This window comes from Fictibacillus sp. 26RED30 (assembly GCF_015903845.1).
Lineage (GTDB): Bacteria > Bacillota > Bacilli > Bacillales > Fictibacillaceae > Fictibacillus > Fictibacillus phosphorivorans.
On record NZ_JACZDV010000001.1, the window covers coordinates 2,383,163 to 2,407,709 of the forward strand.

The 24,547-nt window shown below is 38.8% G+C and carries 27 protein-coding genes; 4 read left to right on the plus strand and 23 right to left on the minus strand.

Annotated features, from left to right (window positions below; genetic code table 11):
• Positions 1-20: 20 nt before the first annotated feature.
• A complete protein-coding gene (locus IHV11_RS21225; RefSeq protein ID WP_231620241.1) occupies positions 21-407 on the plus strand; it encodes a hypothetical protein in 387 nt (128 codons plus the stop codon).
• A 77-nt stretch (positions 408-484) separates the two neighbouring features.
• Here the strand turns inward: IHV11_RS21225 and IHV11_RS12275 are convergent, their stop codons facing one another.
• The 3 genes from IHV11_RS12275 to IHV11_RS12285 all read right to left on the minus strand — a co-directional run bounded on the left by IHV11_RS12275 (position 485) and on the right by IHV11_RS12285 (position 3,165).
• A complete protein-coding gene (locus IHV11_RS12275; protein WP_197127217.1) occupies positions 485-901 on the minus strand; it encodes a hypothetical protein in 417 nt (138 codons plus the stop codon).
• Positions 902-1,063: 162 nt separating this feature from the next.
• A complete protein-coding gene (locus tag IHV11_RS12280) occupies positions 1,064-2,368 on the minus strand; it encodes an amino acid permease (protein ID WP_197195003.1) in 1,305 nt (434 codons plus the stop codon).
• 167 nt (positions 2,369-2,535) lie between these two features.
• Complete coding sequence (locus tag IHV11_RS12285) at positions 2,536-3,165, minus strand: LysE family transporter (protein WP_197194801.1); 630 nt, start codon at positions 3,163-3,165, stop codon at positions 2,536-2,538.
• Between the two features lie 106 nt (positions 3,166-3,271).
• On the opposite strand from IHV11_RS12285, the gene IHV11_RS12290 reads away from it, so the two are divergent.
• On the plus strand, positions 3,272-3,535 hold the full coding sequence (locus IHV11_RS12290) for a hypothetical protein (protein WP_197127215.1): 264 nt from the start codon (positions 3,272-3,274) through the stop codon (positions 3,533-3,535).
• Between the two features lie 41 nt (positions 3,536-3,576).
• Here IHV11_RS12290 and IHV11_RS12295 read toward each other — a convergent pair whose 3' ends face one another.
• The 7 genes from IHV11_RS12295 to IHV11_RS12325 all read right to left on the minus strand — a co-directional run bounded on the left by IHV11_RS12295 (position 3,577) and on the right by IHV11_RS12325 (position 9,396).
• A complete protein-coding gene (locus IHV11_RS12295; RefSeq protein ID WP_197127214.1) occupies positions 3,577-3,804 on the minus strand; it encodes a hypothetical protein in 228 nt (75 codons plus the stop codon).
• Between the two features lie 423 nt (positions 3,805-4,227).
• On the minus strand, positions 4,228-4,683 hold the full coding sequence (locus IHV11_RS12300; protein ID WP_197190571.1) for an SRPBCC family protein: 456 nt from the start codon (positions 4,681-4,683) through the stop codon (positions 4,228-4,230).
• Between the two features lie 12 nt (positions 4,684-4,695).
• Complete coding sequence (locus IHV11_RS12305) at positions 4,696-5,181, minus strand: DinB family protein (RefSeq protein WP_197194802.1); 486 nt, start codon at positions 5,179-5,181, stop codon at positions 4,696-4,698.
• A 75-nt stretch (positions 5,182-5,256) separates the two neighbouring features.
• Complete coding sequence (locus tag IHV11_RS12310; protein WP_231620242.1) at positions 5,257-6,270, minus strand: Gfo/Idh/MocA family protein; 1,014 nt, start codon at positions 6,268-6,270, stop codon at positions 5,257-5,259.
• A gap of 111 nt (positions 6,271-6,381) precedes the next feature.
• Positions 6,382-7,140: a hypothetical protein gene (locus IHV11_RS12315; RefSeq protein WP_197194804.1), complete on the minus strand. Its 759-nt coding sequence runs from the start codon at positions 7,138-7,140 to the stop codon at positions 6,382-6,384.
• A gap of 232 nt (positions 7,141-7,372) precedes the next feature.
• Positions 7,373-7,867 (minus strand): GNAT family N-acetyltransferase, encoded by a 495-nt coding sequence (locus IHV11_RS12320; protein ID WP_197194805.1) that lies wholly within the window; start codon positions 7,865-7,867, stop codon positions 7,373-7,375.
• A 290-nt stretch (positions 7,868-8,157) separates the two neighbouring features.
• Positions 8,158-9,396, minus strand: a complete 1,239-nt coding sequence (locus IHV11_RS12325) for a molybdopterin-dependent oxidoreductase (protein WP_231620243.1) — start codon at positions 9,394-9,396, stop codon at positions 8,158-8,160.
• A 239-nt stretch (positions 9,397-9,635) separates the two neighbouring features.
• On the opposite strand from IHV11_RS12325, the gene IHV11_RS12330 reads away from it, so the two are divergent.
• Positions 9,636-9,974, plus strand: a complete 339-nt coding sequence (locus IHV11_RS12330) for a hypothetical protein (RefSeq protein WP_197194806.1) — start codon at positions 9,636-9,638, stop codon at positions 9,972-9,974.
• Positions 9,975-10,384: 410 nt separating this feature from the next.
• On the opposite strand, the gene IHV11_RS12335 is transcribed toward IHV11_RS12330, so the two are convergent.
• Positions 10,385-11,464 carry a diguanylate cyclase gene (locus tag IHV11_RS12335; protein ID WP_197127207.1) on the minus strand — a complete coding sequence of 360 codons (1,080 nt, stop codon included), beginning with the start codon at positions 11,462-11,464 and terminating at the stop codon, positions 10,385-10,387.
• A 174-nt stretch (positions 11,465-11,638) separates the two neighbouring features.
• Here IHV11_RS12335 and IHV11_RS12340 point away from each other — a divergent pair, with 174 nt between their 5' ends.
• A complete protein-coding gene (locus tag IHV11_RS12340; RefSeq protein WP_197194807.1) occupies positions 11,639-12,715 on the plus strand; it encodes an FAD-dependent oxidoreductase in 1,077 nt (358 codons plus the stop codon).
• An 80-nt stretch (positions 12,716-12,795) separates the two neighbouring features.
• On the opposite strand, the gene IHV11_RS21505 is transcribed toward IHV11_RS12340, so the two are convergent.
• The 12 genes from IHV11_RS21505 to IHV11_RS12400 form a co-directional block, all read right to left on the minus strand.
• A complete protein-coding gene (locus IHV11_RS21505) occupies positions 12,796-14,223 on the minus strand; it encodes a dihydrolipoyl dehydrogenase family protein (protein WP_197194808.1) in 1,428 nt (475 codons plus the stop codon).
• Positions 14,220-14,819 (minus strand): CDP-alcohol phosphatidyltransferase family protein, encoded by a 600-nt coding sequence (locus IHV11_RS12350; protein ID WP_197190581.1) that lies wholly within the window; start codon positions 14,817-14,819, stop codon positions 14,220-14,222. The genes IHV11_RS21505 and IHV11_RS12350 overlap by 4 nt, the downstream gene beginning before the upstream one ends.
• Before the next feature lie 10 nt (positions 14,820-14,829).
• Positions 14,830-15,483, minus strand: coding sequence for a TVP38/TMEM64 family protein (locus IHV11_RS12355; protein ID WP_197194809.1), 654 nt, complete (start codon positions 15,481-15,483; stop codon positions 14,830-14,832).
• Positions 15,484-15,510: 27 nt separating this feature from the next.
• Positions 15,511-16,440, minus strand: a complete 930-nt coding sequence (locus tag IHV11_RS12360) for an ABC transporter ATP-binding protein (protein ID WP_197194810.1) — start codon at positions 16,438-16,440, stop codon at positions 15,511-15,513.
• Positions 16,441-16,443: 3 nt separating this feature from the next.
• Positions 16,444-18,117, minus strand: a complete 1,674-nt coding sequence (locus tag IHV11_RS12365; protein WP_197194811.1) for an ABC transporter permease subunit — start codon at positions 18,115-18,117, stop codon at positions 16,444-16,446.
• The gene (locus IHV11_RS12370; protein ID WP_197194812.1) at positions 18,095-19,336 is read right to left on the minus strand and encodes an ABC transporter substrate-binding protein; all 1,242 of its coding nucleotides are present in this window, start codon (positions 19,334-19,336) and stop codon (positions 18,095-18,097) included. Before IHV11_RS12370 ends, IHV11_RS12365 begins: the two co-directional genes overlap by 23 nt.
• A gap of 654 nt (positions 19,337-19,990) precedes the next feature.
• The gene (locus IHV11_RS12375; RefSeq protein ID WP_197194813.1) at positions 19,991-21,259 is read right to left on the minus strand and encodes an aminopeptidase P family protein; all 1,269 of its coding nucleotides are present in this window, start codon (positions 21,257-21,259) and stop codon (positions 19,991-19,993) included.
• A 116-nt stretch (positions 21,260-21,375) separates the two neighbouring features.
• A complete protein-coding gene (locus IHV11_RS12380) occupies positions 21,376-21,855 on the minus strand; it encodes an NUDIX domain-containing protein (RefSeq protein ID WP_197194814.1) in 480 nt (159 codons plus the stop codon).
• Entirely contained in the window at positions 21,856-22,218 is a 363-nt protein-coding gene (locus IHV11_RS12385; protein ID WP_197194815.1) for an NUDIX hydrolase, read from the minus strand.
• Positions 22,219-22,278: 60 nt separating this feature from the next.
• Positions 22,279-23,511 (minus strand): peptidase T, encoded by a 1,233-nt coding sequence (gene pepT, locus IHV11_RS12390; RefSeq protein WP_197194816.1) that lies wholly within the window; start codon positions 23,509-23,511, stop codon positions 22,279-22,281.
• A gap of 339 nt (positions 23,512-23,850) precedes the next feature.
• A complete protein-coding gene (locus tag IHV11_RS12395; RefSeq protein ID WP_197194817.1) occupies positions 23,851-23,997 on the minus strand; it encodes a hypothetical protein in 147 nt (48 codons plus the stop codon).
• A 78-nt stretch (positions 23,998-24,075) separates the two neighbouring features.
• Positions 24,076-24,498: a DUF1801 domain-containing protein gene (locus IHV11_RS12400; protein ID WP_197194818.1), complete on the minus strand. Its 423-nt coding sequence runs from the start codon at positions 24,496-24,498 to the stop codon at positions 24,076-24,078.
• Between the last annotated feature and the right edge of the window lie 49 nt (positions 24,499-24,547).

A 24,547-nucleotide genomic window follows, 5' to 3' on the forward strand; every position in this document is an offset into this window, starting at 1 on the left:
TGGAAGGAGGAAACAAACTTATGAATAATAATCCGATGAACAATCACCCATATTATCATCAACATCAGCATTCCATAGATGAATCACACTATTTAGAACGCCAAACGGAAGAAGATGAAGCAGGTCCATTTTCTCCACCGCCACAACAATTTGCCCAAAGCCAAATACCACAACCTTTTTTCACTCAAACATTCCAACCTCCTCAAATTCGTGCCCGGTTGTGCAGCTGTTTAGGAAATTGGGGACTCTTAGGGCTTCGTCGCCCAGGTCAGTTTGGTCGTGATTTTTGGTTCTTCCCTGTAGCAATTCGTCAAAACAGCGTTACCGGCTATATTTGGATAGGCGGCCGCAGACAACGTGTACGATACCAATTTTCCCAGATTCGAAACTTCGTATGTTTTGGTTGATCGTGCAAACAAGATATACATTCTGAGTATAAAGAAAAAGCCGCTCCCTCGGGAACGGCTTTCTTTGTTCACATTTCTTATAATAGATCACCAAGGATATCATCAAGAATTCCTTCGTCATCATTTTCATCGTCTTCCCAGTGGTCGTTGTCATTACGATCCAAAATGTTGTCCAGATCTAGGCTAGCATCTAAGTTTAAATCTAAAGAAGCGCTGTCTTCCTCACTCCAGCCATTCTCTTCTGCCCAAGCTTGAATTTCACTCTCTGTCATTCCTTTTGCTTCTGCCCAAGCTTGAAGATCGGACATCTCCCAATGATTCGCTTCTGCCCAGGCTACAAATTCAGCGGAAGTTACGGTTTCATTATTTTCAATCGCAGCATTGAGCTTCGCGCTAAGATCTACAGTGGTGTTGTCATCTTGAGCAAAGGATGCAGTACCTCCACCTAATAACAATCCCAAAGCTAGTCCTGTACTCGCAAATTTCTTCATCATGATTCATCACACTCCTGTAATTTTTTTGTCTTGCACTAAGCTAACGAAGTGGATGTCGAATCAGATCATTTTTTGTATCAATATGAGTAAATAGGCTTATAATCCTTCAAAAATTTAGGTGTTAATGCTTTAAAGAGAAGCGAGTGATTTAAATTAGCAGAATTAAATCATATTACCTTCTTGATCGTTTCGTTTCTTTTGTATAATCATTGAAACGATCCCTATAATCACTGAGATTCCGATACTAACGTATAGCCCCGGCCGGATTGTTTCTTCAAACCAAGTTCCTGTAACGGCTAAAGAAATTAATAGGATAGCAACAATCGAAATCATCTTCAGCCATAAGGATTGCTGCAACATCTTCATCGAAGACATAATGATAAACAACCAGTTGAATAGAAGTAAAATCCCAGCTGCGGTTGTAATGTATTCATAGATCTTCCCTGGGAGAAGTAGGGCTGTGATAATACTTGCTAAAAGCCCTCCTGCTCCTAAACCCATTGCAGGAAGCGGCAGTTTTTTAAATTTTATGGTTTTCGCAAACAATTTTGGAGCATCTCCATCTTCTGCAAGCGTCCTTAATAAGTTGGTCACTCCAAATAGAGCTGCCGCCATCGCTGAAAACCCAGCTACGATGATGGCACCATTAAATACATGAGGGAAAAAACCTAGATGATACCTTTCCATCGCCGTAACAAACGGACTTTCTTTATGATCAAATGTTTCTATAGCGACAGTAGACACGGCAAGTCCGATCGATAGAACGTAGATGATGGTAAGGATAAAAAGCATGATCGTTCCCGCTTTTGAAGCTTCTTCTGTCTTTTTCAATTGCATCGCCATCATGCCGATCACTTCAATTCCGCCAAATGCATAAAACGCATAGATTAGAGAGGACCAAAATCCTTTTAACCCACCTGTAAAATAACCGTTGTACGTTCTTGGTATATCCAAGTCATAGCTTTTACCGTCCACAAAACCGATTAATCCTGCAATCGCCAAAATAATAAACATCACGATAGCTGCCACTTTTATGACAGCCAGCAAATTTTCAACTTGATCGAATTTCTTCGTACCTGCTAAAACAACAATAATGGCTAACACCGCGTAGAATGCTGCAAAGATCCAAAGCGGAACATGTGGCCACCAAAATTGAGAAAGGATCGAGAGCGCAGTAAGCTGGCTCCCCATGATCAATATGCTCGAGACCCAATAATTCCAGCCACAACTAAAACCCGCCCATCTTCCATAAGCATGAGTGGCATAGTAACAAAACGAACCTTTTTGAGGATCAGCCGCTGTCATTTTGGCTAGCAACTGAAACACGATATAAGTTCCTATAGCTGCCAATATAAAAGAAAAAACAATTGAAGGGCCGGTAAGTTGAATCCCAATTGTGGATCCCAAAAAATAACCTGTCCCAATTGTACATCCTACTCCAACAAGAGAGAGCTGCCACCAAGCCATATCCTTTGCTTCTGATTGATCAAGATTTGGTTGAACCGGTCCATTACAACTAGATTTCTTCACAATAATACCCTCCTGCTTTACAAGTATTATTGTTTTACTTAAGCGTTTGAATATTCATTGGCGTAAGAAAAAAACAGCATTAGAAAAATTCCAAAGCTGTTTGTTTACGATAATAAAAACGATATACCTTTATACCCGAAATAAAATCCAAATCCGATCAGTGATAATCCTGATAATTTTGAAATTCCATGTAAAATGCGATCAGCCAGCATTTTCCGGAAACTGCTGGATACAACAGCCATCGCGAAATCCCATAAGAGAATGCCTGAAAATATGGCCATACTATAGAGAAGTAAACTTTCCAGCGAATACTTCGTTGCAGTTTCTGCGAGTATAGAACCGTATATTCCTAACCAAAATAAGATGGTAAGAGGATTGGTAAGAGACATTAGAAAACCAGCCAGAAAGCTCCTGCTGTTATGTACTGTGTAATCTTGCTGACTGCTCTTTCTTTCCATTGAAGCTTTTTTGAATGTCTCGATTCCAGTGTAAAGGAGAACAAAGCTGCCAAAGAGCCAGAGAAAAGTTTTGATGAACGGAGTATTGATATAGCTAACAAGCCCCATGTACACCATGAGCATATAGAATGCATCTGCAACGGTTGCACCTAACCCGACCATCCAAGCTTGCCAAAATCCATATTTGATTCCACGGTCCATCTGTGCAGCGTTTACCGGACCAATGGGAGCCGCCAGAGATAGACCTAGCAGTACATATTTAAAAAATATAATCATTGAAGACCTCCACGTATAAGATGGACAACTCATGCTTGTCTTAAATCTTATTCGGAGGGAATTCTAAACAGACCTAAAATCAAATAATGAATGGGAGATCATAGAAATGGATCATCAAATAAGTCCAAAGATTCAAGAAGCACTAGACCATGTAAAACGTGCGGATGAAGCTATGATAGAAGCTCAAGCAAACCAAACGCCCTCTTGTTTTCAAACAGCAAAATTAAGGCTCGAAACTGCTCAGCAATCCATACATGACGCAGGTGAAGGAATGTCAGATGAAGAAAAGAAACACATTCATCATGCCAAAGAATATTTGAGACATCTTCATGAAACGCAAGCTGCACTGCAGGAAACAAGGTACGATTAACGTACGAATCCCTCATGAAAAAATCATGAGGGATCTTTATGTTAGGCAAATAAATTTCGAATAAACCCTGCTTGGTTGACCGTTTCTGTTCGAACATCAACATTTAATTTACGAATGTTATCACAATAAATATGAAGTCGTTTTGCTTTCTCTGCGTTTAGATAAGAGGCGTAGTTGTCCAGCTTATCTACTTCGCGAAGTACATCTTCCTTTGTGTCTGCTTTCTCGATCCTGCTGCAACAAGAGCTGATCTGGTCATAAACAGACATGCTAGCCACCTCCTTTATGTTTTGTTTAATAATTCCCTTCTCCAATTTTTTAAAACTGAGACCTATGAACTGTTAAGTGATTTAACAATAATTTCCATAGTTTCTTTACTAGACTTAGCCTTTAATATTTTAGAAGGGGGCACAACAATGTGGAAGAATTTCTATGTACAACATTCGTACAATTATCCTAAATCTTCTACTTCACTAGATGAATGTGTAATCTGTAAAAGAAGAAAAGCAATACATTTATCCTAAGAGTCAAGAGTGGACAACATTAGATGAGATGTTTTGCTCTGGTAATTACAGAAATAAAATTGTGAGCGAACAACCTGGCCTTTATTTTAATAATAATCGCTGCGCTTAAAGGTGAATGGTTCAATACATAAAAAAAGGGCGAATCTCTCTCCCCTTTTTAAGTAGTAATCAAGAAATTACTGGTGGCAATGTTCGTCCAGTTTCTAGCATTGTTTTCAAGTTGCTCAAGATCGCTGGCCAGCCGTTGTTAAATCCTACGAACGTATCTTCATCCTCTACAAGATCTGCATCCTTCAAATTCTCATGACGCAGTGTCAATCGCACTGTACCGTTCATCTCCTTTAGCAGAAATGTCGCAATAGTTGGCTCTTGTCGCTCTTCTTCATCCCACTTATTGATCCAAGTAAAGGAAAGCCTCTTTTCTGGCTCACACGTTAAGATTTCTCCCCAATCAGTAACCTTACTGCCCCGTGAATACGTAATCTGTGAACCTTCTTTCCATTCTGAATCCACTCGACTGCCGAAAAAGTATTGTTCTGTTAGATCTCCATTAGTCAGAGCCTCCCACACTTTCTTAGTAGAAGTCTCTATGTAAGTAACATATACAAACTTCAGATTTTCCACATTCTCGCCTCCTCAATGAACACCTTTTTTAGAATCCCAGTTCCCTTTAGATTTTCTGATCTCTATGATCTGCCCGATATGATAGGCATTATGGATGTTTACATTGGCAAGCACAGAATACCAAGGATCGTGACGGTCTTCATGAGCAGAAATCTCAAAAATACTCTCATCCGCTTCTTTTACAACAGTGGCCCAATCCGTTAGTACAGCAAACAATTGATTCTTAGCTGTTTCCCAGTCATGACTGTTTTCGTTCTCAAACGTATCATCATTGCTTTCAATCTTTTGCTGGGGCGAATTTCCTTTAAACCTCTGTAAGTAGCGTTCGTTCCAGAAAATCAAGTGGTTGACGATCTCCCATATGGAGTTGCTATCTCCTGTTTTTTCTCTTGCTTGTTCAGCCGTAAGTCCTTCAAGTGCCAGATCAACGGGGACAAACCAGTTTGGTTCATTATGGTTGGCTGCCATTTGATTTAATAAAATCGTTTTTTGATACATAAAAAAACCTCCTTGTGCAGAACTGTTTACGAACATACATTCTGCACCAGGAGGTTGGATTCCTTTTTATTAACTTCAAATATTTTGCTTCACTTCTAGTTCTGATAACTGTACACGACGACCTTCTTTACTTGAAATTGCTGCTGCTTCATTTATGGCGGTTAAATTTACGATATCATCCCTTGAAATCGTCGACTTTGTACCTTTTTCAATGGCATCAACCCATTGCTCCATATTAGAAGAAATCGGGTTCGGCAGCTCTGGGGTTACCCAATCCTCTGTGTTAAGGTGCTTACTTTTAATCCTTACATCTTGCCCTTCTACCATGATTGTACCTTCCGTGCCGTAAAGTTCAAGTTGCTGCGGACTTCCATAAGATAAGAAGCCCGTCTCAATCATACCCATAGCACCTGATACATACTCCACCATAACGACAGCGTTATCATCTACACCTAATTTGTATAATTCATTTAGTTTACCGCTTACAGCTTTTACTTTCCCCCCTAAACGATTCGTTAAATAGATCGGGTGTGCCCCAAGGTCGATCAGCGCACCTCCGCCACACTCTTCTTTATTATAAAAGTGCGGTGGAAGCCATCCTTTTGGATTTTCTTCTGAAGGTACAGATCCGTTATGTGCAACACGGCATCTGATGTATGTAATATCTCCAAGGAGTCCTTTGTCCAAAGCTTGTTGGGCGTAGAGATAAAAGCTTTCTGTCAGTCTTGGTAGATTGACCATTAATTGTACGTTATTTCTATCTACGGCCTCTAAAATTTCTTCGCATTCTTTTACAGTAAAAGCGAGGACTTTTTCAGTGAAAATGTGTTTCCCATGGTTCGCAGCGGCTATAATGACCTCTTTATGACGGTTGGTTGCCGTTGTCACAATGACTCCGTCGATGTTTGAATCATCTAGGACGTTCTGTAGGTCCGCTTCATACGATACCCCTAATTCTTCCGCCCACTGGGTACCCCGCTCTTGGTTTTCATCCCAAACCGTTTTTATAGTGATCGCTTCATTTTCCATTGCTTCTCGTGCGTAATCAACCGCATGCACGTGCCATTTACTGAGTAGAGCTACGTTCATTACCTTCATCACTCCTCAAGCTAGAATTATTACCATTATACATAAGAGAGACGTACTATATTGTTTTTCTAGAAGTTTAGAAGTTTTCCAAAAGTTAATAGCGTAACGATTTTATATACTACTCTTAACTGCGCCTTCTATTTTCACCATTCTATTTTGAAGTGACTCTACAAAATCTCCCGCATGGTCAAAATAAAGATGCACTTTATTAATCTCTTCTTTTTGTCCAAAGTAACCTCTTGCATGTACTGGATCCTTAAAAACGATCTCATATTTCAGCTCGTCGCTAATCCCAAAAATAATTGTAAGTATTCTTGGAAAAGCCGTAGCATGGAATACTTTCTTTTCATTTATGATACTTCCACTTTTGTTGTATTTTATTGAGGCAGGCTGTATATAGTCAATCTGGCTTAAATCGAAATAAAGAGATCGTCTAGCACCAATTTTCATCACTACTTTATCTTTGGTGATACGAAATGGGGTATTTCTCAATAAGTTATAATCACCCAACATGTAAATTACACTGTAAATATGTAAAACTAGCATAATAAGAGCTATATCAGGCTCTTCTTTTTTTAAGTAAATATGAAACACGATCATTTCAATGATCTGCTCGTGGATTAATGCAAGAAATAGATAAAAATAGTTGGAGTTTTTATGAAAGAGGTAACTATCATTCTGAATCATCATATGTTTTTTGGTTCTCCATTTAAAGAGAGCATGATATAAGATGTTCCACTCCTTTTTAATGAGTAATAATAGAGGGTTCTGATCTATGTTTCCTTTCTTATACATAAGAAATAAGTAAATAAGCAAACTCTCAAATAAAATGATGATAATGACAATTGAGATTAATAGTTGGCGATCCATAAATACCTCTCCCTTCCTTCACCATATTCTTCAATTCAATTGTAAAGGATTGGGAAATAATTAATAGGGAAAATAAGGGTATTCATACTTTCGTAACAATTTTATGGCGAATTCGTTAACTTACCTCTTAAATGGAAGGGATCAGGATTGAATTCGCTATTTATAACACACGTTAAGTAACATTAAGAACAAAAAAAGCCGTACTCGAAAAGTGACGGCAAAACGTTATGAGTCAAATCGATTTATAGTACAAGACGGTTGTGTCTAATCCACCTTTTTCATTCTTAGCGAAAAAGGGTATTCGCCCAGCCTCTTGAAAACCAAACGACTGATAAAGTAGATTTGACGGATCCCCTTCCCTTGTATCTAAGACAAGCAGCGACAGTCCAATTTCTTTTGCTCTTTGTTCTGCGTGAAGCAGCAGTTTTCGCCCGATTCCTTTTTGTCTGAACGCTGGGTGTGTCATCAGCTTCGCTACCTCTGCCCGATGAGTGCCGTTTGGTTTTTTACACAAGTGAAGCTGAATGGTCGCTGCGATCGCACCATCTATTTTTGCAACCCAAAACATGATGTCAGGGCTAACACAGTTTTTCCAAAAATCATCAGCTTCTTGTTTTTTTAGCGGAGGCAAGAATCCGATAGAAGCTCCTTCTTCTACTACTTTTATTAATAGATCAGACAGCTCGTCTTTACATTCGTCTACATTCCGTATCTCAACAATTTCCATTCCCTTTACCCCCTCATCACATTGCTTTTCATTTATTTTAATACTCATTTTCATGGAAAAGAAAGGGGATTTGTCGAAAATCGGATAAAATATTTTATACGTGAAATTATGAGAGTTATCCGTGAAATTATTAACGCTATCCGTGAATATATGAGAAGTTACCGTGAATTAATGGAGGTTGTTTAACTTCAGGACAAGATGTTCGCGCGATATGTACAATGAAAACATGATTGTCCACATGTAGAATACACCTCTTAAAAAGTGACTAAATCCTTTTAGCTGTCAGCACTTTAGATTGATTTTACCCAGGCATTCTTGTCATATCCTCTTTTTTCCCAATACCCAACGTGCTCCTTTTGTATTAACTCAATTCGATTCAGCCATTTTACGGATTTGTATGCATACATTTTAGGTACGATTAATCGGACTGGTCCTCCATTGTTCTGTGAAATCAGTTTACCATCGATCAACACAGCCACCATGATGTCATCCATCATCGCCTGCTCAACCGTAAGCGTATCCGTATAGACACCATCAGCCGAATAAAACTTCACATATTTTGCTTTCTCCTTCACACCTGCTTCTTGTAACAATTTCTTGAGCGGAATCCCTTCCCATGTAACATCATATACACTCCACCCTGTCACACAATGAAAATCGCTAACTTGCACGTCACGGTGTACGTTCACAAACTGATTCCAATTCCACTTTTGTTTTCTTTCTACAAGTCCATCAATCGCTAAGCTGAAATTATCATTATTGATCTCTGGAATCTCCGTCACGGTGTAATAGCGGAATTCTCCTCTTCGTCCACCACCAACAGGAGGGGCAGACTTTGGACTTGGACTTGGCAGCGGATTTAAGTTGTTTCCATCCGGTAAAGCTTGTTCACTGGGTCCTGTATTCTCAGGCAAAAATGGTTTGATCCATTTTAAGAATGAAGGCAGAAACGTCACCGCAATAATACTTCCGCTTAAAAGTTTTAAAAATGTCCGTCTTCTATAGATTGGATTCTCTTCACTAATAATCATCGGTTCTTCCTGAGGCAGATCGACAGTCTTGTTTGCAGTTAATCGTTTAAACCACTTGCTTCGCGTTATGCTGTGATACGTGGCGTAAGGAACCCCGAACCATGTTGCAGCATCATGAAAAAATAATGATACAGAACTTACGACTGGTGGAAATTGGCGATGAAACGTAAGCTGCAGTCCGGTTATGATCAGTACCGTTACAATACTAAGTACAACATACAGGTTCACACGGTGTTCTTTCTTTTTACTTAAAGTTTTAAGGTGTTTTCGCATTTTAGGTATATAAAAAAGGAGGGGCAAACAAAAAACGATGCCGATCCAGATATGGATATCTTTTATCCATACTCTGAATGTTGGAAGTGTTGAGCGGAATGAAGATGAAAATAAAACAAAGCCCGTTACACTTAAAACTAAAAAAAGGAGAGCGTTTATATGGTGCAGGCGGATTAACTTCTTACCAAAATTCATGTTCTGCTGAAATAAGCCTTTAATGTTCATTCTACCCTTCTCTCCTTCTTTAGCATGATTTATTAGATGCAATCTAAACTTATGAATGTCGTAAAAGAACCTATAGAAAGAATACGAAAAAAACGAACAAATCGATCATTATATATATATTAATTCACTAATTCATAGCCTTTTCCCTCTTGTTGAATACTTGTAATCCCATTATCTTTGTCACTCCGCTGTTGCCTATGCATATATTATTCTCGAGATTATATTAGGGGGAGGCTCTGATGATGAAGCAATCAAAAAACAGCTTATTCTCACAGCATCATCCGTCACATTTGGAAAAAAAGATTGATTTTAATAACTGTGATAGCTGTATATGTGAAATTTTCAGGAGAATAAACGAAGAATGTACAGATGGATGTACGGCAAATAATCAGTTTTTCTACATTCTTCCTAAAGGTCAAAATCAACCAGTCGGCGAAACACCAATTCCTTTTCGATTTCTTAGGTTTGATCCAGAAAGTTGCTGTACATTCTTTGAAATCAGAATTGAACAAAATACTGTTACATTGCAAGTCGCAGTTGACTGTCACGAGATCAGTGGAATCGTACCGCTTCAATAAAGGGGAGGAGCACTTATGCTAAAAAACTGTGGCTGTTCAAGCCATTCAAAATGCAGTGGATGTGCATGTTGTGTTTTAAAGGAACTAGCAGAGAAACTTTCCACGAATTGTGATGCCAGTATGAATCCATCTATATTTCTTTTAAATAAAGGAACACGGGACCCTATTCAACTTACAGGAGAGTTGCAAGAAGGCTCCACTATATTTCAACTGTTGAAGTTTGATTCGAATTCCTGCTGCGCTTACTTTTCTTATATAGACGATTTAGGAATTACACGCACTTTTATTATTGATTGCAGAAATATTAGCGTCGTCGCCATCGGACCCCCAGGAGTCAACGACAATAACAACTCTGTTTCATTCTAGAAAAAAAAGGAACGACATAATCCTCGTTCCTTTCTTTATATCTTCTATTGTTTAGCAATACAAACTCTATTTCTGCCTGTTCTCTTTGCTTCATATAGTGCTTTGTCTGCGTCTTTAATCACCAAGCTTCCAATCGTTGTTGTTTCAGGAAAGTTAGATAATCCAACTGAAACCGTAATGTTCACTTCTGTGCCACTGTTTAAGAGGAATGCATGCTCTTCCACGGTTGTCCTAATTCTTTCCGCAATTTTTTTTGCTTGATCCAGTGAACAATCTACGAGTAAAACAGTAAATTCTTCTCCGCCGTTCCTGCTGACAATGTCCGTTGGCCGTGCGCATGATCTAAGGATTAATCCTAAATCTTTTAAAACTACATCACCTTCTGAGTGCCCATAAGTATCATTAATTTTTTTAAAGAAATCGATATCAATATACAGTAATGACAGCTTTTTCTTCTTTTCAAGATCTGCCATACAACTGTTAAATACTTCATCAAATTTTCTTACATTGTTTAGCCCCGTCAATGGATCGATCGTAGACTCTGCTTTATACTTATCAAACATCATCTGACTCTTAAATAAAATATGTAGTACCTGAAACGCTACATAACCTGAGAGAAACGACACGAACCAATAGCCAGGAATTAAGTAAAGTAGCAACTGCGGGTCTTTAATCAGATAGAAAAATAAGAGGGTAGTTAATAGATTTGCAAAAGTTAGCATCGACCATTTTTTTATCTGATGACTCAAGTTCGTTCTTGCAATTATGATAGCAAACAATGTAATAGCGATCATCAACAAACCTGAAGTATAAGATGAGATGTTTATCCCAATTAAAAAACGCCCCACAATAACCAAAGCCATACCTACTAATGCCGGCACTGCTCCACCAAAATAGGCTAGTAGAATAATCGGGATATGTCGAAGATCAATCAGAGTTGTACCGATCGGAATGCTGTATTGCATGAGGATATTACTGAACAATCCCCCTGCAACTCCTGTTGTGAGCTTTTTCTTTATAGAAGAATTCATTCTAAGCGGTGGATCTCTCTTAATTTGGGTATACAGAAACAATAGTGCGACTAAGATTGCAAGATTAGCAAAAAGCTGTTTAACAATTATCATTTTTATCACCATCTAGTAAAATACCATATAATACATCCAAAAACTAACATTAATACCAACTCATTTGTTACATTTCTCTTTTTTTACCTTTAATTAAACAAATCATTCGCACGATTTACATCATCCTTATATGATTAAGTAAAAATACTCATCAATTTAACTGGAGTGTTCATATTGACAAAGCTTTTATTAATCGGTGGTGGACATGCTCACCTTTCCATTCTCCGTAGTCTTTTGCATGAAGAAATTAATGATTTAGAAGTTACACTTATTACATCGTCAAAATATCAATATTATTCAGGGATGTTTTCAGGATTTACAGAAGGTCTTTATGACGAAGAAGAAATCCGTATTGATCTAGAGTCGTTATGCACTCGAGCTTCTGTCTCGTTTATAGAGGACACCATCATCTCATTTGATCCCATGCAGAAAGTGTTATTGGGGTTTTCTGGAGGAATCTATTACTTTGATGTGATTTCTTTTGATATTGGTTCTGGGATCTCATCGGACTTAATCCAAACTGTTGGTTTGAACATTAAACCGAACTACCGCTTTACAGAGCAGATCAAAGACTTTCGTTCAAGCGAAAGCCCTGTTATTGTCGGAGGTGGTTCTGCTGGAGTAGAGCTTGCCCTTTCGACATCTGCTTGGCGACAAAATCATAGTTTGAAAAACCCGGTAACCTTGATCAGCTCCTCTCCGCTTCTTCATTCTTATGGAAACAAAGCGACACAGAAAATTAGAGAAATTGCTAATGACCATAATCTCGTATACTACGAAAATGAAAAGATAGAGAAATTGAAGAACAACATCATCATTACTGATAAGGATACAGAGATAGCGTATTCAGCAATCCTGCCCGTAACCGGACCAAAAGCAAGCTCTCTATTTAAACAAGCATTGCTTTCGACTGACAAAAAAGGGTATTTACTCGTTGATGACACACTACAGAACGCTGATTATCCGTATGTGTTTGGAGCTGGTGATTGTGTCTCTTTGGCTGGTTATCCTAATCTTCCGAAGAATGGTGTCTATGCGGTTAGACAAGGACCTGTTTTATGGAAAAATATTAAGCGTTTAATCACAGGCAGACCACTAGTACCGTTCAAACCACAAAAAAAGTTCGTCTCTATCCTTTCGACCGGTGAAAAGCACGGTTTATTTACTTATGGTGATTTTGTCACTTATGGAAAATGGGCATGGAGCTTAAAGAATAGAATTGATCAAAAATTCATGAACAAACACCTTTAATTCAAGCCGCAATTTATTTATGAAATTCTTTTGATTAAGTCTTCAAAAAAACGAGCAGAACATTTTCTGCTCGTACCACTCTATCTAAACCAACTGATGTACTTTTTTGTTAGTTTTGGTAATGTTCCGCTAAACAACTTGCTCCTCCAGTATAAATCAGCGGTTCGTTGAATAGCAGCGGCATGATTAGGATATGGATAGATCATCTGTGAAAGGTCTCCAATTTTGCTCCCCTTTTTCATTGCAAAAATAACAGACTGCATCCAATCAGCACTACCATTTCCTATCGCATGCCCACCTAGGATCTTACCCTTCTGGTCGGTAATAATTTTTATCAATCCATCCGCTTCTTGATCTGAGATAAACCGATCAACATCTGTTAAAGGAACTTCATAAACCGAAAACTTAATTCCTAACTTTCGCGTTTCTTGTTCCGTCATGCCCATATGAAAAATCTCGGGTTGCGTATAAATGTTCCAGGGGATGTGATCATAGCTCATTTTCTTTGGTACACCAAGAATTGCATTCTGAACGACAACTTTTCCTTCTTCCCCAGCTACATGTGTAAATGCGAATTTACCGTTAATGTCTCCGATTGCAAAGATATGAGGTACATTCGTCTGCAACTTTTCATTTGTTGGGATGAATCCTCGCTCATCCTGAAATACCCCCGCAACATTCAGATTCAAACGTTCACTATTTGGTTTTCTACCGACAGCCAAAAGAATCTGGTCATATTCCTCTGTATATTGCTCATTACCTTTTTGTATCGTGACTCTTTTTCTTCCGTTTGATGTTATTTCTACTTTTTTGACTTCTGAATTTAACTGAATCGTTAACTCCTTCTCCAATATGGAAAGCGCTGCTTTTTGGATACTTTCATCCTCAGTTGATAGGAGTTTCTTTCCCTTTTCAACTATAGTAACTTTGGAGCCTAATCGTGATAAAGCTTGTGATAGTTCCAGCCCTATGGAACCACCGCCAATCACAACAAGCTTCTCTGGCAATTCTCTTTGCTCAAATAAGTTTTCGTTCGTCCAAAACCCCGCTTCCTTCAAACCTTCGATCGGCGGTACGAGAGGTCGTGAACCGGCAGCAATAACAATCCTTTTCCCGTATATCTCTTGATCATCCACTCTTACAGTGTTTGCCGAAGTGAATGCTCCCGCTCCCTTATACAGATCGACACCTAGTGACGTAAACCGTTCATCACTATCATGCTTTTGGATCGCACGTATGGATTGCTGTACACGCTCATTTACCTTTCTTAAGTCAACAGATCCAGAAACATCAAGACCAAGTTCCTTCGCTTTGGTTCTAGCAGTAAAAATATCCTTTGAAGCTTGTATAAGAGCTTTTGAAGGTACGCAGCCAACGTGAAGACAGTCACCACCTAGATGCCGTTCTTTTTCAATTAGTGCTACTTTCGCGCCAAGAGAACTAGCTCCAGAAGCTACTGTAAGCCCTCCAGCACCTCCGCCGATAATGACAACATCATACTTCTTCACATCTCTCTCTCCTTGTGTTGCAAGATTTTCTTAGCTTCAAGCAATCTTTGCAATGCTGTATAAAGTTCAATCACAAAAAATAATAATGTTATGAGCGTCAAATAATTAGAGAATAAGATCATTAGACTGAACAAGATAAAGCCTTCTGTCCGTTCAGCTAAACCTGCTTGATAGTAGAATGACTTCATGCCTTGCTTCTCACTCACTGCCCCTACTGTAAGAAAGATTGTCATCGAAACGATAATCGACACGGATAAGAGCAAAAGTGCTAGCTGTGAATCAGGGAACGCAAGCGCTAACCCAATGATCACACTAATCTCTACAATCCGATCGAACGTAATATCTAATACAGTTCCCCAAGGAGATGGTTTTGTAAGTCGTGCCATCGAACCATCAACTGCATCGAGAAACCCTGAAAACCATAGGACACATACAGCTAGGATTGGTCTATCAAAATAGATCCAAACACCGGATGAAGTCCCAATGATAAAAGCGATCCAAGTAACTTGATTCGCACTAAGTCCCGCTTTCAATAATAGCTTTGCCGTACTCAGAATAGTCGGCTGCACATACTTTCTTGCATGAGTATCTAGCATATACTTCTCCTCACTTCTGATCTTCCACCGATAAATATCGCTTGATCTGTTTTTTATATAGTACGGGAAGAACTGTAATGATAATAAATAAAATTATTGCAATATAAAGGATAGTTGAAGTATCAGCTGCCGTGCTCGCACCTAGAAACGTATAAGCAAAAGTTCCTGGAACAATGCCTATTAATGTCCCGAAAAAGAATTGGATGCTTTTTACTTTAGACATCCCCGCTGCATAACTAATCAGATCAAAATGAAAAATCGGAATAAGCCGAAGTAGGATGATAACTAAAAATCCATTCTTTTCTAGCACGTTCTGTAATTTGTGCAATTTCCTTCCCCATCTAGATTCAATTCGACGAGCCCCTATCTTTCTTGCAGCAAAAAAGGCAAGAAGAGCGCCAATCGTAGCTCCAGTAAGAGTAAGAATGAATCCCCACACCGGCCCAAATGCTAAACCTCCTGTCAAAGAAAGAACAGAAGCAGGAAACAAAACAAAAGGTCTAACGGAATACAATAAAACATATACGAAAGGTGCCACAGCTCCCATTGTTACGATCCATCTACGAACTGATCGAGGAGTAACGTCTAGAACCGTTTGATTCAAAACAATGAGTGAAACAACCAAAATAACAAAAAATATAATAGAGAAAGTCGTCTTCTTCATCTCTTATTTCTCCAATCTTAACACCACTTATCCTTCGTAAACCTTTACTCGTTCACCAACATTCACCTTTTCTTCAGTTGTTAGTGTAATAACAGCCTCTGAATGCTCGATAGATAAAACACTATTAAACTTTCCGTCTTGATAATACGTTTCTATCACTTCAGCACTTTTTCCATTTCGATCATCATTTCGTCCCATCTTAAGACAGTTTACGGGGATGAAGCGCTCTTTTGTCCATATGCCACCTTGAAGAAACGAAGCTACAAATGAATTAACTGGAGATTCATATAAAACATGTGGACTGTCGAGCTGTTCGAGCTTACCTTCATTTAACACGGCTACACGATCTCCAAAAGCCATCGCTTCCTCCAAATCATGCGTGACGAACAAAACGGTTATGTTTTCCGATTTTAATAGATGTTTGATCCATCTCCTCGTCTCTTTTCGAAGTTCCGTATCAAGACTTGAGAAAGGTTCGTCCAATAAAAGAACTTTAGGATGTACGATCAGAGACCGTGCCAAAGCTGCCCGTTGTTTCTGACCACCAGAAATCTCATGAGGAAAACGAGATTCTAAACCTTCTAAGCCCACTCTTTTCATCATTTCTTTACTTTTATCATATCTCTTATTTTTACTGACTTTTGCCATCTTTAGTCCGAAAGCTACATTTTCTAAGACGTTCATGTGTGGAAATAGAAGTGATTCTTGGAACATATAGACTACCGGCCTTTGTTGTGGAGGTACGTTTGTTAAATATTCACCATCAATCTTGATCTCTCCAGTGTCTGTCTTCTCTAATCCAGCTATCAGTCTAAGTAAAGTAGATTTCCCAGTACCCGAAGGACCGACTACGGAAATAATCTCTCCCCTTTTTACACTCAGTTGGTTCACGTTCAGTACTTCTTTATCTTTGTAAACTTTTCTGATGTCACTTAATTCAATAAAATGAGATCCCATTCTTCACCTCGGTTGTTTTGGAATAAGTAGTCTTAAAACACCTTCGATTAACAGCCACACAGCTATAGGTATCATGGCAAATAAAATCGAAAAACTTGCGATCACTGCATCATTTGTTGTTTGAAAATAAGGAAAGAATAAGATTGCCATCGTGTTAACTTCTCCACCGCCGATAAGTGCGGTTAAAAAATACTGTCCGAGTGAAATCACAGTAACAAGAAAAACAACACTTCGGATACTTGGAATGAGCTGCGGCAAATAAACATTTCGAAATATCCCCCATGCACCAGCACCAAGAGAAACCGCAATTTCTTCCTGTCTTTTGCCGATTTGCTCAAATCCTGCGCGCAACACTTTTATCGTGTAAGGAAGAGTTGGTAATAGGTGGACAATGACTACTCCTGTCCAATGATTAGCAATTCCAAGCTTAATAAAAGTTAGATGTACACCAAGCGCAATTACAATAGAAGGTATTAAGATAGGTGACAATAATAACGTCTCTACCACACTTTTACCTTGGAAGATATGAAACGCGAGACCCTTAGCAGCTGGCAGTCCAATCAATAGATTTAGCAATAATACTAGCAAGCTTATGCCTAACGAAGTATAGATCGCCTCTGTAAATTTTGAGCCATGCCATAGTATTTCGTACCAGCCTCGGGTCGTAAATGAGCTTGGAAGGAGCTCGCCATATCCCCATCTTTGAACAAAACTAGTCAAAACTAGTATGAATATAGGCAGAAACGTCATTCCTAACATAGTAAAAAACAGGACTCTTGAATACTTACTATTTTCTGCTTTTACATCGTGAAATGATCCAGCGCTTTGAGATAAGTGGATCCTTCCTTTCCTAGTGAACACGTATGTCAAAAAGACAATAAAAACGATAAATATTGTCAAAAGAAACATTGCCGCAAAAGCGTACGGCTGCTTTGTCCAATCTGATCCAAAGAACCAGTCATAGCTGATGACAGGAATCATCTTAGGGTAGGTTGCTCCTAGGAGTGCAGGAACTTCATAAGCGGAAACAACAAAAGCAAAGATGATAAAAAACGTCTCTAACATGACAGGAAAAACGTACGGCCGCTCAACATGCCAGAAGACATCCCATCTTCTCCCTCCAAGTGTATACACTAGCTCTTTTTGAGCGTTCGATAGTTGTTCATATACGGGAAGAAGCATCAGAATGACAAAAGGTACCTCTTTCCACACGTAAGTGATAATGATACCTATTCCAAAAGAATCTTTAAACAGAACAGGAAACTCATTGGGCAGGTCAATTAGCCCCATTCCATTTAATAACGAAGAAATATACCCCGTTTGGGAAAAGAGAAGAAACAGCATATATCCCCAAATGAAATGTGGAAAGACCATTGGCATCCAGGCGATTAACTTTGGAAACTTATCTTTTAGAATCGGATATAGTGATCTGACAATGATCAGCCCGATTAGAATGGAAAGAATCGTTGATATAAAAGCAATTCGAAGACTGTATAGGATAGATGTGATAAAGATTTCATCACTAAACAGCTCTCGATAAACGCTTAAAGTTGGTTGATTATAGTACTTAATACTCTCTAGAAACGCCATTACTATTCCATAGCCGAGGAGAAGAATGGTTATTAGAACAGCTGGAGCCAAAAGTACATAAGGATTACTTGTTCTGAACCACTTCATTAACCCAATTCTCCTTCAGCCAAGCAACGTACTCTGAATCTATTTCTGGCTGCAAATATTTTTTTAAAGTTTCAGCGGGTAATACAGATTCTCCACGTTTGATGGTTTGAAGTTTCTTTTGATCTGCCGCTGAAAGTCGAGCTGGATCAAGGGACATATTTTCACCCCAAAATTCCGAGTCTAACTTTGTTAACTGAGCCTCAGGAGATAGCATAAAGTTAATAGCCGTCATCGCACCTTCTTTGTTGGGACTATTAAAAGGAATCGCTAAAAAGTGAGCATTTCCTAAAGAACCTGATTTCATAACAAACGATCTCGTTGTTGCGGGGAATACACTTTGATTCATTAATTTCTCTGCTCGCGCCTCGTTATAACCCATCGTCATATATACTTCGCCTTTGCTGTACAAACGATCTAGTTCTGTTAAATTATTCGGATATGTCTTCCCTTCTCTCCATAAATAAGGTTTGATCTCGTTCAAATAATCCCACATCTTCACACTATTTTTCTGGGCAAAATCCTCTTCATAGCCATTGTCCAAAATGTTCTTTACGTTTCCACTAGATTCATAAAATAATTGACGAACAAAAGCATTACCTGTAAAGTCTGCAGGATCAGGGTATGTAAATTTTCCTGGATTTTCTTTTACCCATTGAGCTAATTCTTCAAATGATTGAGGTGGATTTGGCACCTTTTCTTCATCATATTGATAAACGAACTGCACTTTTCCCCATGGTGCTTCTAAGCCCTCTGTTTTTGTTCCAAAATCATATTGAATATCTAATGACTCAGCATCCACATATTTTTTGTAGTTAGGCAACTTATTGACAAAGGGACCAAATAATAGCCCATTGTCTTTTGCATTTTTGAAATTCTCGCCATTGATCCAGATGATATCCATGTTTCCTTCATCTTTCCCTGCTCTTTTTTCATTTGATAGCTTTTTTAAGAATTCTGGTGCATCCATCGGTACTCGCTTCAATGCAATGTTATATTCTTTCTTTAACCGTGGAGCGACCCAATCATCCATATAACGATTGATCCCTGTGTCTCCACCCCACATGTACATTCTGACTGTCTTGTTCTTAGTGGTCTCTTCAATTTCTCGCCAATCTTTTTTCAATATGGCTTTAGATTCTTTTGCTGCATCCGTTGATGGGGAACATGCTGACACGAATAAATACAGCATTATCCAAACCAACAATCTCATTTTTTTCATCGTATACTCACCCTCCACTAAGCTAACGTTACTTCTCTTCGTTTGGTTCATTCTTTTTATTGGTAATTTATTGTTTCCCTTTTTTTGTCCAACTCACGTACAAATATTGAAGAAATTTTGTATTATTTTTTATGTATGTATTGAAAGCTATGAATCTCGAAAAAATGATAAAAAAAAAGCTATTTTCTTAAAATTGTTGCTTTTAAGTCATTATTATTTTCTTCTTTGACATTGATTGTAGTGGAAGGTGCGTGCCTACCACATGAGATACTCCTTGCAAGGCATGCGACGAGGAAGCTTACTACGAAGCATCACTTGTAGACGCAGGAGCAAGGAACTTCTTAAGTCGGGCAGTCAGAAAAGTGGAAGTGGCTCGTCCAGCCCCGACAAGCAAAAGGTGAATGGGCTAGGAAGGCGCATTTTGCCTTATTGACCGTTCACCTTTTGACCTCGAGGGGCTAGCCACTGCAACTAGCCAGGTGAGACACTTAAAAGTGAAACGTACGACTGTGGCTCACCGCCTGCCCCGCGGAAAGCGAGCATCTGCAACGGAAATCAAAAACTGTCAAAAGCAACAATGAATACGAAAACAGCCTTTAGAAAAGAGCATAAAAAAAGAGGCCTTTGACAAAGGACCTCTTTTTTCAAAACCTATTAAGCTTTTACCGTATGAGCACCTTGAGTAGCCATAAATTCCTCGATTTCTTCTACCTCACGGAAAATATCTTTAGATAAGTTTTCGAATCCATCTTCTGTTACCAAGATGTCATCCTCAATTCGAATACCGATCGCTTCTTCTTCGATATAAAGCCCAGGCTCAATTGTAATCACCATTCCAGGCTCTAAAATGCGGTCTTTGTAAGAACCCACATCATGTGTATCAAGTCCAAGGAAATGGCTCACACCATGATAATAATACTTAGAGATCTCATCATCATTTTGGATTAAACCGATACGTCTGCATTCTTCTGCTAACACTTTTTTCGTATGATTATTAAGTTCGGCAAAGGCAAGACCTGGCTGAATGATAGCCGTCGTTTCTTTTAGCGCTTTAAGTACGATATTGTAGAGAACCTTTTGACGTTCTGTAAACTTCCCATCTACTGGGAAAGTATAACTGATATCCGCGTTATAATAATTCTTTTGTGCTCCTAGATCGAGAAGAACGAGCTCACCGGGATTCGTTTGCGCGCTGTTATGCTCATAATGAAGGATCGTAGCGTTTTTTCCGCTAGCCGTAATCGTCTTAAATGCGAAATCACGCACACCGTTTGATTTTAAAGTAAAGTCAAAATGTGCTTCGAGTTGATTTTCTTTCATTCCAGCTTTCGCGTGTTTCAGCACATTATAGATGCCTTCTTTCGTAATGGAGATCGCTTCTTTAATCTTTTGAATCTCTTCTGTCGTTTTGAACACACGCAGTTCAGCGACTTCAGGATATACGTTGTGAATCGTCAAATGCGGATAATGCTCTCGAATATGTTTTGCGAATTGTGATGTTTCAGTTGGGGCACCCGACCATCCACGGCGTTCTAGATCTAAACAAACGTGCTGAGCTTGATTTGTAAAGAATTGACTGGCAACAAACGACTCAAAGCTATCCACATATTTAATATCTTTTATCCCAGATTGATGTTCTGCTTCCTCTTTAGACACGGTTTTCCCGACCCACTTTTCCATGACTGGATCAGCTTTTACGATAAAAAGTGTTTCTTCAAATTTCCCACCGCTCTTCTTTAGCAAGAGGATCACGTTTTGTTCCGAAATCCCAGTTAGATAGTAAAAATTTCGGTTTGGTGTGAACGGATATTGTTCATCTGCTGATTTTTGCGGAGCTTTTCCTGCAAAAAGAATGGTTAATGATTCATTCGGCACCAATTCTTTTAATCTACTACGATTACGTTCAAAAAAATAAGACTCCATGTGGATCCTCCTTAAAATAATTAAAATCGACTGATTAGTTTATTTATATATATCTATAGTATAAAGATTTTTCCATAGCATTAACAGCTTTTTTCAGAATTTTATAAATGCATTACCTATACTTTCTGATAGGTATCTAACAAATGTTCTTCAATAAAAGAATTGATCTGTTTGTGTTTAACATACTCCTGAATATGATTTTGTACTCTCGGATACAAAATGATATGTTCCAAATCTTCTAGAGGAATCCATTTTACGCCAGTTTGGTACGGATCTGGCTTATCCGGTAATCTAGGTTCGGAGTCTCCAACCCTGTTACATTCAAACATCATTCCTAGTGAATGTATCGTTCCGTATCTATTTTTTGTCAGATGCGGCGCATACTCATAAGTGAACGCGAGTGGACCAACATCTACATCAATGGATGCCTCTTCTCTCGCCTCACGTTTTGCTGCTTCTTTTACAGATTCATTTGCTTCAACACCACCTGACGGTAAATTATAATGTAGTCCATTCTCATCATGAAACTCAATTAAAAGAATCGCATCATTTTCAATAATTAAAGAACCTGCTCTAACACGAATAGGATAGCTCATTTACACAACCTCCCTATTATTTATCACCATTTCAACCACAGGTCTTGAAACATCATCAAAATACATATCATCTTGTAGGTCGATCCAGCGTACAGCAAGTATGTCTTCATCGTCCTCGATTGTAAGCGTTCCTGAGATTAGTTCACAAAGAAATGCTTGTTTTTCTTTTCTTTGAATCAGTGGTTTTATTATTTTTACGGTATAGCCCGTTTCTTCCAATACTTCTCGTATACATGCTTGTTCGAAAGTCTCGCCAGGTTCAACTCCCCCACCCGGATAGTTCCATACAATGTCCCCGCGTTTTACTTTTTGTTTTACTAATAGCACCTTTCCATCAGAAATAACAACACCTTGCGCTAACATCTTTACTCCCCCTAGTGAAAGATAAAAGCTAACCAATACAAAGTTGGTTAGCTTTATAGGTTACGCTTCCTGCTCAAACAACTGCACAAGTTCAATGATAACTTTAGTTGCTTTGATCATATTATCGACCGAGATATATTCGTGACGGCCGTGGTAGTTTTCTCCGCCTGTAAAGATATTTGGAGTCGGCAGACCCATGAATGACAGCTGTGATCCGTCAGTACCGCCTCGAATGGGTTTGATGTTTGGTTCTATGTTTAGCTTTTTCATCGCTTGAGAAGCGAGATCAACAATCTCTTTTACAGGTTCAATCTTTTCTTTCATATTATAATACGTGTCGTTCATATCTAATTGAATCTTATCTTGTCCATACTTTTCTCGCAGTTCGTCCACGACCTCTTGCATTCTATCTTTTCTCTTTTGAAAAAGTTCCTTGTCATGGTCGCGGATGATATATGAAATATCCGTTTGTTCTACGTCACCTTTCAGACCCGTTAAATGATAGAACCCTTCATAGCCTTCCGTATGCTCGGGCGCCTCTTCAACAGGAAGCTTACCATTCAGTTCCATCGCAATTTTCGCTGCATTAACCATCTTATTCTTTGCAGATCCAGGGTGAATGTTCTTTCCTAAGATACGAATTCTAGCACTAGCCGCGTTAAAGCTCTCATACTCTAATTCACCTAAAGGGCCGCCATCCATCGTATAGGCATACTTTGCTCCAAACGCTGCCACATCAAATTTATGAGGACCGCGTCCAATCTCTTCATCCGGAGTGAAAGCCACTCTGATCTTTCCATGCTTAATCTCTGGGTGTTCGATCAAATACTTCATCGCAGTCATGATTTCAGCGATGCCCGCTTTATTATCTGCACCGAGCAATGTTGTGCCGTCTGTTGTGATCAATGTATGCCCTTTATAATCTTTTAAACTAGGAAAGTCATTTGGAGACAATTCGATATGTAAGTCTTCGTTTAAGATAATCGTTTCTCCATCATAGTTTTCAACAATCTGTGGTTTAACGTTCGTTCCGGTAAAATCAGTAGCTGTATCTACGTGTGCAAGAAACCCGATGACCGGGATTTCCTTATCGGAATTGGATGGTAATGTCGCCATAACATATCCGTTTTTGTCGACTGTTACTTCTTCCATACCAATTTCTTTTAGTTCCTCAACAAGCATGTTTGCCAGAGTCCACTGACCTTCTGTAGATGGAGTCGTATCACTTCTTCCATCAGATTGTGTATCTACTTTTACGTATGTAATAAACCGATCCATTATTTCTTGTTTCAATTTTCAATCAACTCCTAGTGTTTTGCTTTATGATAGCATGTTTTACAAAACATTACATATTGCTGAATTACAAAAAAATGTACGTTTTTACTCCTCTTGACGTCTAATCAACTTGTCCTTTTTCTGCATATGATGTATTACCAGCACCAAACAAAGGTGTTGTGAAAATAATGGGGTGATTTAAATGGGTTGTTGGAAAAAAGACAAATGTGAGTCTTCTTCACACTATATCTATCTAAAATGTAAGCGTTGCAAGAAAAAGAAGAAGAAAAGCTGCGGCTGTCATAAAAAACATTAATTAAAAAAGGAGTCCTATCGGGCTCCTTTTCAAATATCATTCTATTTTGATCCAAGACCAAAAGCAATTCCTAATGCAATGCCTATACCAATACCTAATCCAACGTTTTTAAGTGCAATGCCGATTGCTACACCAATTGCAATTCCGATTGCCATTCCGCTTTTATTAGGTTTAGTACCTTTCTTCATAATCGGCTCACCTCCTTTACGAATAAGGAACCTGAGAGCACGCACAAATTCTTGACGATTGTTACTCCGTACAGATACCTATTCTTGAGGATACGTTCTTAACAAAAACTCAACAGAATTGTTGATTAGTTTTTTTAACACACCCACATCAACATCAGCTAGTTTATTAATGTATACACAAGCGGCACCCGTTGTATGCTTACCGAAGTGCTGAAGCAGCTCAGCTCGACCTGGGTCCCCTGGGGCAAAATACAGACTAGTCTTTGCTTTTCTTGGTGAGAAGCCAACAAGAGGCGCGTCCCCTTCATGGCCTGTCTTGTATTTGTAATGATAGGAGCCGAATCCAATAATGCTCGGTCCCCACATCTTCGCTTCAAATCCAGTTGTTTGTGTAAATATATCAAGCAGCTTGTATGCGTCTTCTCTCTTTTTTGGTTGATCTACACTCTCAATAAACTCCACGACACTCTGATCTGTTTCTTTTGTCTTTTGCTCGTACATAAATTGCTCCTTTTTAATGTGAATTTTGAAGAAAAACCTTCTTATGTCT

Coding starts and splice junctions, on each gene's coding strand:
- IHV11_RS21225 (WP_231620241.1), top strand. CDS start 21: ATGAATAATAATCCGATGAACAATCACCCATATTATCATCAACATCAG.
- IHV11_RS12275 (WP_197127217.1), bottom strand. CDS start 901: ATGATGAAGAAATTTGCGAGTACAGGACTAGCTTTGGGATTGTTATTA.
- IHV11_RS12280 (WP_197195003.1), bottom strand. CDS start 2,368: ATGGCTTGGTGGCAGCTCTCTCTTGTTGGAGTAGGATGTACAATTGGG.
- IHV11_RS12285 (WP_197194801.1), bottom strand. CDS start 3,165: ATGATTATATTTTTTAAATATGTACTGCTAGGTCTATCTCTGGCGGCT.
- IHV11_RS12290 (WP_197127215.1), top strand. CDS start 3,272: ATGGATCATCAAATAAGTCCAAAGATTCAAGAAGCACTAGACCATGTA.
- IHV11_RS12295 (WP_197127214.1), bottom strand. CDS start 3,804: ATGTCTGTTTATGACCAGATCAGCTCTTGTTGCAGCAGGATCGAGAAA.
- IHV11_RS12305 (WP_197194802.1), bottom strand. CDS start 5,181: ATGTATCAAAAAACGATTTTATTAAATCAAATGGCAGCCAACCATAAT.
- IHV11_RS12310 (WP_231620242.1), bottom strand. CDS start 6,270: ATGAACGTAGCTCTACTCAGTAAATGGCACGTGCATGCGGTTGATTAC.
- IHV11_RS12315 (WP_197194804.1), bottom strand. CDS start 7,140: ATGGATCGCCAACTATTAATCTCAATTGTCATTATCATCATTTTATTT.
- IHV11_RS12320 (WP_197194805.1), bottom strand. CDS start 7,867: ATGGAAATTGTTGAGATACGGAATGTAGACGAATGTAAAGACGAGCTG.
- IHV11_RS12325 (WP_231620243.1), bottom strand. CDS start 9,396: ATGAACATTAAAGGCTTATTTCAGCAGAACATGAATTTTGGTAAGAAG.
- IHV11_RS12330 (WP_197194806.1), top strand. CDS start 9,636: ATGATGAAGCAATCAAAAAACAGCTTATTCTCACAGCATCATCCGTCA.
- IHV11_RS12335 (WP_197127207.1), bottom strand. CDS start 11,464: ATGATAATTGTTAAACAGCTTTTTGCTAATCTTGCAATCTTAGTCGCA.
- IHV11_RS12350 (WP_197190581.1), bottom strand. CDS start 14,819: ATGCTAGATACTCATGCAAGAAAGTATGTGCAGCCGACTATTCTGAGT.
- IHV11_RS12355 (WP_197194809.1), bottom strand. CDS start 15,483: ATGAAGAAGACGACTTTCTCTATTATATTTTTTGTTATTTTGGTTGTT.
- IHV11_RS12360 (WP_197194810.1), bottom strand. CDS start 16,440: ATGGGATCTCATTTTATTGAATTAAGTGACATCAGAAAAGTTTACAAA.
- IHV11_RS12365 (WP_197194811.1), bottom strand. CDS start 18,117: ATGAAGTGGTTCAGAACAAGTAATCCTTATGTACTTTTGGCTCCAGCT.
- IHV11_RS12370 (WP_197194812.1), bottom strand. CDS start 19,336: ATGAAAAAAATGAGATTGTTGGTTTGGATAATGCTGTATTTATTCGTG.
- IHV11_RS12375 (WP_197194813.1), bottom strand. CDS start 21,259: ATGGAGTCTTATTTTTTTGAACGTAATCGTAGTAGATTAAAAGAATTG.
- IHV11_RS12380 (WP_197194814.1), bottom strand. CDS start 21,855: ATGAGCTATCCTATTCGTGTTAGAGCAGGTTCTTTAATTATTGAAAAT.
- IHV11_RS12385 (WP_197194815.1), bottom strand. CDS start 22,218: ATGTTAGCGCAAGGTGTTGTTATTTCTGATGGAAAGGTGCTATTAGTA.
- IHV11_RS12395 (WP_197194817.1), bottom strand. CDS start 23,997: ATGAAGAAAGGTACTAAACCTAATAAAAGCGGAATGGCAATCGGAATT.
- IHV11_RS12400 (WP_197194818.1), bottom strand. CDS start 24,498: ATGTACGAGCAAAAGACAAAAGAAACAGATCAGAGTGTCGTGGAGTTT.